Source organism: Amphibacillus sp. Q70, assembly GCF_052055485.1.
In the GTDB taxonomy this organism is placed as follows: Bacteria; Bacillota; Bacilli; order Bacillales; family Amphibacillaceae; genus Amphibacillus.
The window spans coordinates 2,510,454-2,524,284 of the sequence record NZ_CP197171.1 but is presented as its reverse complement, the minus strand read 5'-3'; the positions used below and the strand labels follow the sequence as shown (position 1 = coordinate 2,524,284).

At 36.2% G+C, this 13,831-nt stretch carries 11 protein-coding genes; 1 reads left to right on the top strand and 10 read right to left on the bottom strand.

Annotated features, from left to right (window positions below; translation table 11 throughout):
* Positions 1–69: 69 nt before the first annotated feature.
* Positions 70–327 (top strand): hypothetical protein, encoded by a 258-nt coding sequence (locus ACS127_RS11185; protein ID WP_440895126.1) that lies wholly within the window; start codon positions 70–72, stop codon positions 325–327.
* 668 nt (positions 328–995) lie between these two features.
* On the opposite strand, the gene tkt is transcribed toward ACS127_RS11185, so the two are convergent.
* The 10 genes from tkt to ACS127_RS11135 form a co-directional block, all read right to left on the bottom strand.
* Entirely contained in the window at positions 996–2,990 is a 1,995-nt protein-coding gene (gene tkt, locus ACS127_RS11180) for a transketolase (RefSeq protein WP_440895125.1), read from the bottom strand.
* A gap of 110 nt (positions 2,991–3,100) precedes the next feature.
* A complete protein-coding gene (locus tag ACS127_RS11175) occupies positions 3,101–4,459 on the bottom strand; it encodes a PTS ascorbate transporter subunit IIC (protein WP_440895124.1) in 1,359 nt (452 codons plus the stop codon).
* A 30-nt stretch (positions 4,460–4,489) separates the two neighbouring features.
* Positions 4,490–4,771 (bottom strand): PTS sugar transporter subunit IIB, encoded by a 282-nt coding sequence (locus ACS127_RS11170; protein WP_440895123.1) that lies wholly within the window; start codon positions 4,769–4,771, stop codon positions 4,490–4,492.
* The gene (locus ACS127_RS11165) at positions 4,768–6,819 is read right to left on the bottom strand and encodes a BglG family transcription antiterminator (protein WP_440895122.1); all 2,052 of its coding nucleotides are present in this window, start codon (positions 6,817–6,819) and stop codon (positions 4,768–4,770) included. Before ACS127_RS11165 ends, ACS127_RS11170 begins: the two co-directional genes overlap by 4 nt.
* An 805-nt stretch (positions 6,820–7,624) precedes the next feature.
* Entirely contained in the window at positions 7,625–8,317 is a 693-nt protein-coding gene (locus tag ACS127_RS11160; RefSeq protein WP_440895121.1) for an allulose-6-phosphate 3-epimerase, read from the bottom strand.
* Positions 8,318–8,330: 13 nt separating this feature from the next.
* The gene (locus ACS127_RS11155; RefSeq protein ID WP_440895120.1) at positions 8,331–9,314 is read right to left on the bottom strand and encodes an aldo/keto reductase; all 984 of its coding nucleotides are present in this window, start codon (positions 9,312–9,314) and stop codon (positions 8,331–8,333) included.
* A gap of 14 nt (positions 9,315–9,328) precedes the next feature.
* A complete protein-coding gene (locus tag ACS127_RS11150; RefSeq protein WP_440895119.1) occupies positions 9,329–10,282 on the bottom strand; it encodes a carbohydrate kinase family protein in 954 nt (317 codons plus the stop codon).
* Positions 10,283–10,300: 18 nt separating this feature from the next.
* Positions 10,301–11,353, bottom strand: a complete 1,053-nt coding sequence (locus tag ACS127_RS11145) for an NAD(P)-dependent alcohol dehydrogenase (RefSeq protein WP_440895118.1) — start codon at positions 11,351–11,353, stop codon at positions 10,301–10,303.
* Between the two features lie 22 nt (positions 11,354–11,375).
* On the bottom strand, positions 11,376–12,776 hold the full coding sequence (locus ACS127_RS11140) for an MFS transporter (protein WP_440895117.1): 1,401 nt from the start codon (positions 12,774–12,776) through the stop codon (positions 11,376–11,378).
* 201 nt (positions 12,777–12,977) lie between these two features.
* Positions 12,978–13,736 (bottom strand): DeoR/GlpR family DNA-binding transcription regulator, encoded by a 759-nt coding sequence (locus tag ACS127_RS11135; RefSeq protein WP_440895116.1) that lies wholly within the window; start codon positions 13,734–13,736, stop codon positions 12,978–12,980.
* Positions 13,737–13,831: the final 95 nt, after the last annotated feature.

Genomic DNA, 13,831 nt, shown 5'->3' with positions numbered 1-13,831 from the left:
AATTAGCAAGAATACTTTAGTCGGTCCACTGGGATAAGTTATCTTCTTTTGCAAAGAGAGGTTCTCAAAATGGGAATAGAAACAAGTGAAAAAAAATACAAATTATTATCGATAATATGCTTGTTAATAAGTATCCTTATTTGGATTCCAAATATAATCATGAAAATAGCTAGTCCTCTATGGATTCTAACATTTATTATTTCACCTATTGGCATAGCTTTAGCCGTTCGAATTAATCATTACTTTCTAATTATCGCGAACTCGATCATGTTGCTCAGCTTTTTTATTTTTATGGCGATCGGTTATTTCATTAATGCTTACTTTTAATTCCCAAATCAATTAAAAAATCAAAGCTAGTTCACTAACCACTTTCTACACTCAACTCGCATACCTGAATTTAAAAAATGGGGCTGTTGCACAATGAAAAGTAAATAGTGCAACTGCTCTTTTTATCATGCTATATGTTTTTACAGATTTGAAACTATCCTTCATTTCAAATGAAACCTCAAGGCAAAATGTCGAATAGAACCCTTCTATCCATCAGTTCAAATGAAGCCTCAAGCTAAAATGTCGAATAGAGCGCCTCTATCCTTCAGTTCAAATGAAACCTCAAGTTAAAATGCCGAATAGAGCGCCTCTATCCTTCAGTTCAAATGAAACCTCAAGGCAAAATGTCGAATAGAGCGCCTCTATCCTCCAGTTCAAATGAAACCTCAAGCTAAAATGTCGAATAAAGCGCCTCTATTCATCAGTTCAAATGAAATCTCAAGGCAAAATGTCGAATAGAACCCTTCTATCCATCAGTTCAAATGAAACCTCAAGGTAAAATGTCGAATAGAACCCTTCTATCCATCAGTTCAGAGAAAACCTCAAGGCAAAATGCCGAATAGAACGTCTCTATCTGGTGTTTTATTCCCATTTCTAATACTCACAAAAAGTGCTGGATATCTTATTATAGTGAATTTTCCAATCAAAACACCGGTTAAAATTATGTTTTATAATTTTTTGTAGGTGTTGATCACGTTCTCGGTTGTAAAACCATATCTGGCTATAACTTCATCACCAGGAGCAGATGTCCCAAATGTATCAATACTCATCACAATACCATTATCTCCAACATACTCCCTCCATCCCAGTTTGGAACCCATTTCAATAGAAAGACGTTTTTTAATATTGTTTGGCAGGACCCTTTCTTTATAGTCGGTCGATTGTTGTTCAAAGCGATCCCAACTTGGCATACTCACAACGTTAACAAAGATTCCCTGTTTAGCTAATTCTTTTTGAGCTTCTATGGCTAAACTTACTTCTGAACCAGCAGCAATTAAGATGCCCTCTGCTTCTTGAGTGGCTCTAGAAATCACATAGGCACCTTTTTCCACCCCTTTTTCAGCTAATGTCGCTGAATTCGGAAGTGTTGGTAAACCCTGCCTGCCAAGCACAAGCATAGTCGGTTGCGATGTATTTTCTACTGCAAGTTTCCATGCTTCCTTCGTTTCATTTGCATCTGCTGGACGAATGACAGAAAGTTCAGGCATTGCTCGGAAAGACGCTAAATGTTCAATGGGTTGATGCGTTGGACCATCTTGACCAACAGCAACCGAATCATGGGTAAAAATATATGTTACTGGCAATTTCATTAGGGACGCTAAACGGATGGCTGGACGTAGATAGTCAGAGAAAACAAAGAATGTACTTACAAATGGGCGTAAATGATGGAGGGCTAATCCATTAGCAATCGCACCCATTGCAAATTCTCGTACTCCAAAACGTAAATTTCTTGCTTGATACTGACCTCTTTTGAAGTCGCCCTCATCTATTAAACGCGTTTTAGTAGAAGAATCTAAATCTGCCGATCCACCAATCAATTCAGGAAGTTTTTGAGCTAATTTATTTAAGGTATCCCCGGAAGCAACACGTGTTGCAAGCGTGTCTTCTGTAGAGTATGTTGGCAGATCCGTAGTCCAGTCTGCTGCTAACTCCCCTTTTCCAATACGTATGAAGTGTTCAGCCAATTCTGGGTAATCTGTTTGATACCTTTCCAAGCTTTTATGCCAATTTTCTTCAGCTATTAGTCCGTTTTCTTTAATCGTGGCAAAATCTTCATATACTTCTTCAGGGACATGAAAAGGTTCATACTCCCAGCCATACACCGCTTTTGTACGTTTAATTTCGTCTTCTCCTAATGGATCACTATGGGCATGATGCGTTCCTTGTAAGGTTGGAGAACCATAACCAATAGTTGTTTTAATTTCAATAAGCGTCGGATGTTTAGTATCTCGTTTCGCCTCTTCAATCGCTTTTGAAATTTCGTCAACATCATTGCCATCCTCTACTTTTAAATACTGCCAATTTGCAGATTCAAAACGTTTTTGAATCTGCTCAGTAAAAGATATAGCTAAGTTCCCATCTAAACTAATATCATTGGAATCATAAAGAACGATAAGCTTATCTAATTGCAGGTGTCCAGCAAGAGAAATGGCTTCATAAGAAACGCCTTCCATTAAATCTCCATCTCCGCAAATAGTATAGGTAAAATGATCAACAATATTATGATTAGGTTTATTATAAACTTCCGCTAAATGTTTTTCTGCAATGGCCATTCCGACACTGACAGGAATTCCTTGACCTAAAGGACCTGTTGTTGCTTCAACTCCAGGAGTTATTCCATACTCTGGGTGCCCAGGTGTTTGACTATTCCATTGTCTTGTTTGCTTTAAATCTTCAATTGTAATAGGATAACCAGATAAATGCAGTAAATTATAAAGCAGATTAGATCCATGACCTGCTGAAAGCACAAATCTATCTCGGTTAAACCAGCTTGGATTTTTGGGATTAACGTTTAAGTGATGTTTCCACAAAGCATAAGCCATCGCTGCTGCACCCATTGGCATTCCTGCGTGTCCATGGTTAGCTTTCTCTACACTATCAATCGTTAATGTCCGAATAGCATTAATGGATAATTCAGAAATGGTGTGATCTTTCATTGTCATAAAAAACTACCTCCATAATGATGATGAGTTATAGAACTCTATTTATAATGTAATGGAACAAGTGCATATAGCCCCTCGATTATATCCACTTGAAATCAATATTAATCTCTCTAACTTACTTTTTGAGTCTTTCCTTGCTGATTATTTTTCTTTTTTCCTGGAACCATCATAAGCAGAAGAATAACAATCAAACTAATGGTGATTGCAATGGGTCCGGCATAGTTTGCCAGACTTCCAAAGAAAATACCTGATACACCAAAGTCTGTATCTGAGAAAGTCGTATTAGCAAATCCTAGATCTCCAAGTACTGGCATTAAAAATACCGGTAAGAAAGAAATAATAATACCATTCACAAAAGACCCAGCAACTGAACCTTTAAAACCACCTGTCGCATTACCAAACACTCCTGCTGCAGCTCCAGTAAAGAAGTGTGGAACAACACCTGGAAGAATAATAATACTACCTAAGAAAATCATCATGAACATACTTACAATCCCACCTAGAAAACTAACGAAGAAACCAATTAATACAGCATTCGGTGCATAAGTGAAGATAATCGGTACATCCAATGCCGGTTTTGCATTTGGTACTAGTTTTGTTGAAATACCTTTAAATGCTGGGACAATTTCAGCTAGCACAAGTCGAACACCAGAAAGGATAACAGTTACTCCGGCTGCAAACGTGCCTGCTTGGATAAAAGAAAATATTAGGAAATTGGTGCCACCACTTAATTCTGCTTCAATAAAAGTTGATCCAGCGAAGAAAGCAACAATCAGATACATTGCGACCATTGTTAAAGCAATACTAACTGTACTATCACGTAAAAAACCTAAACCGTTTGGAAACTTAATATTTTCTGTCGATGTAGCTTTGCCTTTCTTGAATAATTTCCCAACTAAACCACTTGCGGCATAGCCTACAGCACTAAAATGTCCTAGCGCAACATTGTCATTTCCCATCAATTCACGCATAAAAGGTTGCAATATGGCTGGAGATAAAGTCATCACAATCCCTAGCGCAACCGAACCAGCTGCAATCAATCCAAATGTATTAAAGCCAGCTACTGCCATAATAACAGCTAACATACAGGCTAAGTAGAGTGTATGGTGTCCCGTTAAGAAAATATATTTATATCTAGTAAGGCGAGCAATTAGTATGTTGACAATCATCCCAAAGAACATAATCAGAGCTGTCGTTGTTCCATACTCCGTTAAAGCTAAAGCCACAACTGCCTCATTATTTGGGACGACTCCAGATACATTAAAAGCTTCCTCAAACATCGCGCCAAATGGTGTTAACGAGCCAGACAAAATATCGGCGCCGGCAGCAATAACTAGGAAACCGACAAAAGTTTTTGTCGTTCCTTTTACTGTATCTGCAGCACTTTTTTTCTGAGCGATTAAACCAATTAAAGCAATTAAAGCGACAAGTATTGCCGGTTCACTTAAAATATCGATTAACGTATTCATGAAAAATCCTCCTTTTAATCATGTTTATAATTATAAATAGCCTTTTTCTTGCAGCATGCTCTTCACTTTCTCACCAAGTTCATCCATATCAATAATATTCTCTAAAATCACAACCTCCCCTAAATGACTACCACCGTCAGCAATATCTTTGGCTAAGAAAAAAACATCGGCATCTCCAGGCGTTGCAGAACTTAAGTCCGAGTGAGCAACTTCTACACCTTCCACCCCTAATTCTTGAAGAATCTGAATAATATTCATCTCGACCATAAAACTTGTACCTAATCCCGTCCCACATACTGTTAAGATTTTCATAATACCTTTTCCCCCTCATGAATAATGGATTTAATTTCATTTATCGAACCTGCTTCTTTCAAGCGTTTGATTAATGAAGCATTTCCTAATATTTTAGTCAATTGAGCTAACGCCTTTAGATGAGCTTCATTATCCACTGCAGCTAAACAAATGAATAAATCAATTTGATGGTCTGTCTTTCCTAATAAAGCAGTTGGTTTTTTCATCTTCAGCAATGACATCCCTAATTTATTCACACCATTTTCTGGTCTAGCATGTGGGATGCCTACCCCTTTTCCAATATGGATATAAGCCCCTAATTTTTTCACATTATTGATCATTGCTTCCACATAAGAACTTTTAATCATATTTTGCTTAAGCAAAGGGATTGAAGCTTTACGAATCGCTTCCTCCCAATCTAACTCTTCGTCGGTCAATTGAATCATGTCGTCGGTTAATAATTCGGATAACATAGGTTTATACACCTCTTTCTGCTTGTTTGTCATATAAAGTAATTGAACAAGATTTGCATAAAGTTTTCCTTCATCCTTAACCGTCGCATGTTTTTTTACTACGATCATTATCTCGTCAATCATCATATGCTTTGTATGGTTTGACAAGTTGGGGAAATATTTATAAACCGATTGAAATAAATGCTTCTTCTCGACCTGAGTTAATAGGGGCTTAACGATAAATATAGGCTTAGAAGATTTCACTGGAATAGTGGAAAATACGAGATCGTAATTTTGTTCTGGTATATCAACAAATTGATCGCCATTATATACTTCTGAAAAGTAGATTTCCGGAAACATTTCCTTCAACTGAGAAGCCAGCATCATCGATGAACTAATACCATTTGCACAAACAATCAAGCCCGTCATCCGATCAGCCTCTGTCATATTTTGGCGATCAATAAGACTACCAAAATGCATGGTGAAAAAGCCAATTTCATCATCACTAATTTCTTTTTTTGTCCAACTTACCAATGGTGTTAAAGAACGTTTTACAAATTGGAAAAGTTCAGGATACTCTTGTTGGATCGTTGCTGATAGTGGATTATAAAAGGGAATTTCAAACAAAATCCGAAAGTAAGCTGGTACTAAATGATTAAATAAACTTTCCTTCAAGAGCTGCTTATTCTTCACTGGAAACAGCGTATTTTTCTCAAATTCCTCAATAATTTGCTCAGATAATTCTAGTAACTCCGGATTATCTATTCGGTGAATATGATCGGTTGCCGTTAGCAGCAAAATCGTATCAAAATAAATTTCATTCACTATTCTTACGTCTCCAAATAATTGGTTTGAGAGGGCTCCCACGCTCTGAAATAGTGACTGCCTTTCCAACAGTTTTTTATCCTTTTCTGAAAAGGATAGTACTTCTTTTTCCCTTAATTGAAAAAATGTAAAATAATAAATTAGTTCAATCTTTCTCGTTTTAACTAATTGCACCCCATGGTTTGCCAACCAATCTTCCATAACTTGTTTTGTTCGATCCAAGTATTCTGCCTGATTCCATGTTCTCAAAATATAAATAATTAATTCATCGCCCATGGATTGACTTAGTAATTGATGAATACACGAGATCACCATTCTTCGCTTTTCCATCGGATTACCCTCAATACAATAACCAATATTTCTGTTATATGTGAAGATGAGCCCCCTATTCTTACAATATTCCTTTAACCTACGTACATCATTTAACGCTGTGTTCTTACTCACCTTGAATAAAGATTGAAAATGATAATTAGATACAGGCTCATTTCGAATATAGACATATAGATAAATCATGTAAGGACGATTGTCTTCTGAAAAGTTAAATTGGCTTATGTTTATATCCGAGTATAATTTATCCTGCAAAACCTCTTTAGTTTCCTCAGAAATTCGAAAGTACTGACCATTTAGTTTTAACTTTGGAATTTTGAATCTTTCTAACATTCCATTCACTTTCTCAAAATCATACATCAGTTGCCGATCGGATAACTTTAATTGCTGCATCAATTCCTGTCTTGTAATCTGTTCATGCTTCATCACTTCTTTAACGAATTGGATCGAGCGTGTATCTATCATGTTATACCCACCTCTCAACTTTATTGTATACCGCTCACAACGTTGGTACAACAACGTTTAGGCACATTTTATGATCAGCTAATCTACATAGATTGGGCTTACCCTCTCTTATTAAAATATACTTTTAGTGTGTAGAAAGCATTCATTTCTATCTATGTAATAGCCAAATGATAAAGCAAAGCTTCATTCACTGGGAGTTATGCCTACAGGATGTAGGTCATGCAAGGCTTTTCGGTGGGACGAGTCATCGCACAAAGAAAAGCTACGAAGTATTTGCATCGCAAGAATAAGTGTCTTACTTATTCTGAGCCCCAGTCCCAAGTCCTTTCGGTGGGACGAGTCATCGCAACCCCAAATATTGCCCCGAGTTTTACAGACGATTATCTGTGATAAATAAAAAAATATTATCTTTTAATTTTGTTGAGATTGACCATATGAGCTTTAATTTTTATGCTGTGAATTGTAAATTGACACGATTGGAAAGTCTTGCGTGGGGGGAGAGGAGTGATGTGAGATGATTGTTTAATGTTTCAAATGAATTTTATAGAGCAAAAAAAGGTTCTCTTTAGTATCTAAGGTTTTTATCAGTAACCATTAGATACCCGTAGGGGTCTAACACCCATCACCTTAGACCTTTTCTTCCTGTTCTCATTACACAAAAAAAAAGGACATTGAGCCAGAGAAAGCACCTCTATTCTTTATTTTCAAACATACTATTTATGAATGTCAGAAAATAAATCTAGCGGTCTATTCCGTGTCGTCAATGTCCCCATACTTTGCGATAGGTGTTAGTAGAGCAAATCTACTAAACTGTTATATTTTTGGTTTCATTTTTCAATTCATTCTCCATGGTTTCCCATGCTTGTTCGAGATTTTCATGTTTGTTCCATAATGCTGGAGGTCCTAGCACAACAATATCAGCCCCCGCCTGATATAATTCTCCATACAAATCTTTATTCATTGATTCGTCTGCTTCAATCAGGAAGTCCAAATCCAGCTCTGCTCTCCATTTTGCTAGTGTACGGATTTTTTCATACATTTCCGGTATGACGGCTTGACCCGCAATTCCTGCATCGACAAGCATGATCGTTACTTTATCAAGATATGGAAGGTAGTAGCGAATGCTTTCCAAAGGAGTCGCTGGATTCAATGCAACTCCAGCTTTACAGCCTAATTCTTTAATTCGATTAATGGTCACTAGAGCAACATTTTCTATTACGTCAGTGTGTGGCGTAATATAGGTAGCACCAGCTGCAGCACAAGGTTCTAAATAGTCCCAAGGTCTTTGTACCATTAAATGAGCATCCATCGGTTTATTAACAATTTCTTTGATCGCATTCATAAAATCAGGACCGATACCAAATGTTCTGACGTAATACCCATCTTTGATATCCATATGCAGATAATCAGCACGTTGATCAATAAACTCCACTTGTTTCTTTAAATTCAGCAAATCACAACAACCCATTGATGGTGCTACTTTTAATTTTCTATCCATTTTTACCTCCCTTTCAAGAAATCTCTTCAGCGAGTTTACGCATGTAAATTGCATCTTTCATTGATAACTGAATATCCAGTGCTTTACTATTTTCATCTAATTCTTCAGGAGTCGTTGAACCGCTTAGTACGTTTACATTATCTCCTTGTGCCAAAATCCAAGCAATGCCAAGATTAGCAATACTACATTGATATTTTTCACACAATGGTTTCCATTTTTCTAACATGTCTACAACATTGGCTAGATTTTTTGGTTCAAACCATTTTTTCCCGTATCTAGCGGTACCCTTTGGTGCCACATAGTCTTTATCAATGGTTCCTGTCAAGATTCCCATTTCTAAAGGAGAATAAGCTTGCAAAGTGATCCCATGTTCTTTACATAGTGGCAGCAGTTCTTCTTCTACTTGACAATCTAGAATACTATATTTTGCTTGCACAATATCTAATTGACCATATTTTAAATATTCTTTGACTTCATTTACACTCACATTTGCAGCCCCAATCGCACCTATCTTTCCTTCTGCTTTCAACTCATTCAATACTTCCATCGTTTCAGAAATGGGTGTGAAATGAGGTTCTACGGATTGCCAATGTGACATATAAACATCAATGTAATCCGTTTGCAGTCTTTCAAAACTAGATTCGATTTCTAAACGAATCGACTCTTTAGACAGATTCTTGTAGAGATTCGTATCGCCTACTTTATTAAAGAAGCTCCCTTCCCTCTCCCAAGTAATCCCGAACTTCGTAATAATCACATACTCATCACGGCGATTTTTAATTGCTTTACCAACAATTTTTTCACTGTTACCAAAATTATATGCAGGTGCGGTATCTAGAAAATTAATTCCTAGATCCAATGCATGCTGAATCGTTGTGATGGAAGCTGTTTCATTATCACTATTTTCAAAAGCTGGACCGCCTCCAATCGCCCAAGTTCCTAATCCAATACGTGATACTTCTACATCTGATTGACCTAACTTCATCCTCTTACTCAATAAATTCTCCACCTTTACTTGTTGTATTCTTCAATCATTTTATCTACTTGTCCCCTGCTTTTGACTCCTGTTGTTGCTCCTAAAGATTCAATAGATACTGCAGCTACGGCATTTCCAAAATAAGCACACTCTTCAAATGATTTGTCGTTCAACAATTCAGCTATAAAGCCTGAAGCAAAATTATCGCCTGCACCGATTGTATCTATCTTTACTGAAGGATCTTTTTTGAAAGCGGGTACAACTTTGGCCATCTCTGAATTTTTAATATAGCAACCTTCTTTTCCAGTCTTAATAATAATGTTCTTAACTCCTAGTTCTAAGAAGACATTAGCAATAGTATCTATGTCATACTCACCCGTTATTTCTGCAGCTTCTTCATAATTAGGGAAGAAATAATCAACATAAGAAAGGGCTTCAGAAATATCTGATAATCCTTCACCTAAACGGCTTTTTACCATATCTGCACAAATAATCATCTTTTCTGCTTTTGCCTTTTTGAATATTGTGGTGAGTGCATCATTATCAAGCAAAGGATTATTGAAAATACTTGCTAGAGATAAAATTTTAGCATCTTTTATATTTTTAAGATTAATAGAATCTAAGCTCATCTTCCATAAACTACCCTTCTTATTTGTTACAAAAGTCCGCTCACCATCTTCACGTACTAAACCAACATTTAAAGAGGTTGTTAAGGCTTGATCTACTTTTAAATCATCGGTGATAATTCCATTATTTTTGGCGAATTCTTGAATGAATAAGCCTGCGCCATCATTTCCAACAGCACTCATAAGGGATACTTTATTACCTAAACGTGTGATGATGGTCGCTTCGTTGATCGCATCTCCGCCAATTTTCATTGAAATATCGTCTAGGGGGTAAGACACATGATCAAAAATAAATTCACCTACCGGATATAAAGGAATATCTACTATCGCTGCTCCTACACAAATTACATCAACTTTTGTCATTCTATAACCACTCTTTCTCTATTTCATATCTTTTCCTACACGAATTACTCCTTTAATTAAATCTTGTTTATGATTCACCGAAAATTCAAATGCCTCTTGGGTATCTTCATAATCAAAATATTTATCTGCCATTCCTTCGACATCAAATCCGCCTTTTGCAATCATACTGATTGTTTTAGGATAATCATTGGCATAACGAAATACGGTTTGAATAGATACTTCTCGATTAATTTTTAAAAAGTCAACGGGGGTATCTCCAGGAATAGTTCCTGCGATCATAATTTTTCCTCTGCGTTTAACTATTTGAAGAGCCATTTTAGCGGTTGCGATTGCTCCAGCCGTTTCAAATACGACATCAGCTCCATATTCACTAACAACCTCTTTAATTTTCTCAACTAAAGATTCATCTCTTCCATCAAAAGTAGCTGTTGCTCCTAATTTTTCAGCCATTTCTAAACGGTTTTGCAAAACATCGATCACAACGATTTCAGCAGCTCCTTTCAATCTAGCAGCTTGAATAGCCATGAGGCCGATACAGCCAGATCCTAAAATAGCTACTTTTTTACCCAGTAAATCACCTGCCATTTCTACCGCATGCACACCTACAGCTGCTGGTTCAACTAAAGCTCCTTCTACTAAAGACATCTGATCTGGCAAATGGAAGGTCATATCTTCTGGATGGGTTAAGTAGTTTGTTAAGGCTCCTTTATAATTAGGTTGTGTTGCCATGAAATCGACATCTGGACAAACATTATAATGTCCTTCTAAACAAAATTCACATTTATAGCAAGGAATGCCTGGTTCAATACAGACTCGATCACCTTTTTTGAATTTAGTAACCTCTTCGCCAACCCTTTCAACAACTCCAGAAATCTCATGCCCTAATCCTATCGTTTGATTTGGATCTTTTGGCGGAATGTACGGTCCATGTTGGAAACCATGTACATCTGAACCACAAATCCCTACATAAGCTACTTTGATCAGCACTTCATTTACCTTAGGTGTAGGAACTTCTGTGTCCTTAATAACCATTTTCCCCGGTTTTTCTAAAATTGCTACTGTGTTTTCCATTGATCATTCTCCTTTACCCATTTTATTTAGCTTCTTTTAATAACTCTTGTTTCACTTCTTTTTTCGATGTTTCACCTGCGATTTCTTCCACTGACTTTTGTCTAGTCTCTATTCCAAAACAAGCAAGAATAACCGCACACACTCCTAAAAGTAAACCTAAGAATATAAATACTGCTGTTACTCCATAATTCGTCAACAACCAAGCAATGCCATAGGGTGTGAAGATGGCTACGATTCTACCAATTGAATTGGAAATACCTGAACCTCTCATTTTGGTTTGGGTCGACCAAAGCTCTGGAGCGTATACAGCTGATGAAAAACTATTATAAATATATAAAACAAAAATCAAAATGGTACCAATTGTAATGATCCCTATTTCTGATGTCTGTAGTGAATAAATATATCCGAGAATAGCCAGCATAAGAATCAAACTAACTCCAAGCCATTTTCTTGGGAATTTATCCATGATCAAAGTAGATGCAAATACCCCAAGAGGCGCTCCTATCATTATTAACGTTGTCATCAGTAAGGATTGTGATATATCAATTCCACTGTTTACGAAAATTGTGGGTATCCAAACTGTAATTGTATAAAGTGAAATATTCATTGCGATTAAAACCGTTGTTGCCACAAGCGTTCTTTTCCCTAAATCTTTTTTAAAAAAAGACTTAATTGAGAGCTGTTTTTGTTCAGGCTTTGGTAAGTATGTGGATTCATTTTCTTCAAATTCTAAAGAAGTATTTTTTTCATTTTCTATCCGTGTGACAACCTTTGCTAAAATTTCTTCTCCCTTTTCCACTTGATTATTTTGAACACACCATCGAGGAGATTCGTCTAAATATTTGCTGACTAGGAACAACATCATAAATGAAGCAGCTGATCCAATCATAAATACCATTCTCCAACCAAATAGCGGGATAACCAAATAGCTGACCAATGCTGCTATTAACGGGGAAAAATTCCCTAATAATGATATTCTGGCAGACCACGTTCCTCTCACTTTTGCGGGCATGAATTCGGTAAAAGATGTATAGCCAATCACAATACCGGCCCCCATTCCAACACCCATTGCAGTTCTACAGAATATTAAAAAATAAATGTTAAAAGATAAACCAGCGAGGAAAGAAAAAGTTGCAAAAGTCAAAAGACTTAACTGATAGGCTTTTTTGCGGCCAATTTTATCTCCTGAAAAACCTCCCAATATTGAGCCTAGAAAAAACCCTATCATCATTCCTGAAGAGAAAATGGCATTGTAATAATTATTGGACCAGCCTTTATCCACTAAGTCTGCTAATATTGAACTTCCTGATGAATTCAGAAATCCATTGATTTGCAGACTAAATCCAATTAAGAAAAAAACTTGCCAATGCCATTTAGATACGGGTAGTTTATCCAGTTTAGATCCTACTTCTTGTTCAATCACCCATTTTCACCTCCATTTGTTTACGCTTTCACTTTATAGGTACATCTTACGTTAACACAAACTGTTTGTCAATATTTCAAATAAAAAATCTTTGAAACAAAGGTTAAAATATGTGTTAATTTTATTATTTATCTTTTTTTCAAAACAAAAAAGCAGATGAATAATAATCCATCTGCTTTTTTATGTAATTTAAACGATCAGCTAAAAATGAACTTGGATATGATTTTCTCTGAAGTAATTCAGCCATTCTTCACTTGGTTTGCTGTCCGTAATAACATGTGTAATATTTTTGATATCAGATAAATGAACAAAAGCTTTCTTATTGAATTTAGAATGATCAATCAGCAATATAACTTCATTTGCTTGCTCAATCATTTGTCTTTTGATTCGGCATTCTACCTCATTCGTATCCGTCACTCCTGTATCAAAATCAATTCCTTTACAACTGATAACAGCAACATCAACATTATAAACGCTAATAGCATATTCAGTTAAATCACCTTGTAACGATAATGTCCGTTTATTCAAAGTACCACCGGTAGATAACACATTGACATCTGAGACTAGTAATTCTTTTAAGGCCTCAGAAGAATTGGTTACAATGGTTAAATCTTCACGATGTTTAAATAATTTTAAGGTTTCCATCACGGTTGAACTAGCATCAGCAAAAATTGTATGCGCAGTTTTAAGAATTTCTTGTGCTGTGATTGCAATACTTTGTTTTTGTTCCAAATTATGCTCTGCCCGTTTATAAAAAGGGACATTCGAAACAACTTCTTCAACGTTGAGTACTGCGCCACCATATGTTCTTGTTAGGAACCCTTCATCTTCTAACTTATCTAAATCACGTCGTATTGTTTCTTCTGTAACTGAAAATTTCTTACTTAAGTCTGGAACTGATACTTTTTTTTCATTTAATAATAATTGCTTGATAAGCAAGACTCTATCTTTACCAGCCATTTTCACCCTCCTAACTATTGTTTCATTCTACCATAAGAAATCTGTTTTCTGAAAGAAAAAAAGCTTAAAAACAATATTTTATTCTTTTTTCATAA

What these genes read in the sequence shown, in the direction of transcription:
- ACS127_RS11160 (WP_440895121.1), bottom strand. Translation starts at nt 8,317, where the DNA reads ATGGATAGAAAATTAAAAGTAGCACCATCAATGGGTTGTTGTGATTTG.
- ACS127_RS11165 (WP_440895122.1), bottom strand. Translation starts at nt 6,819, where the DNA reads ATGATAGATACACGCTCGATCCAATTCGTTAAAGAAGTGATGAAGCAT.
- ACS127_RS11170 (WP_440895123.1), bottom strand. Translation starts at nt 4,771, where the DNA reads ATGAAAATCTTAACAGTATGTGGGACGGGATTAGGTACAAGTTTTATG.
- ACS127_RS11150 (WP_440895119.1), bottom strand. Translation starts at nt 10,282, where the DNA reads ATGACAAAAGTTGATGTAATTTGTGTAGGAGCAGCGATAGTAGATATT.
- tkt (WP_440895125.1), bottom strand. Translation starts at nt 2,990, where the DNA reads ATGACAATGAAAGATCACACCATTTCTGAATTATCCATTAATGCTATT.
- ACS127_RS11185 (WP_440895126.1), top strand. Translation starts at nt 70, where the DNA reads ATGGGAATAGAAACAAGTGAAAAAAAATACAAATTATTATCGATAATA.
- ACS127_RS11135 (WP_440895116.1), bottom strand. Translation starts at nt 13,736, where the DNA reads ATGGCTGGTAAAGATAGAGTCTTGCTTATCAAGCAATTATTATTAAAT.
- ACS127_RS11175 (WP_440895124.1), bottom strand. Translation starts at nt 4,459, where the DNA reads ATGAATACGTTAATCGATATTTTAAGTGAACCGGCAATACTTGTCGCT.
- ACS127_RS11145 (WP_440895118.1), bottom strand. Translation starts at nt 11,353, where the DNA reads ATGGAAAACACAGTAGCAATTTTAGAAAAACCGGGGAAAATGGTTATT.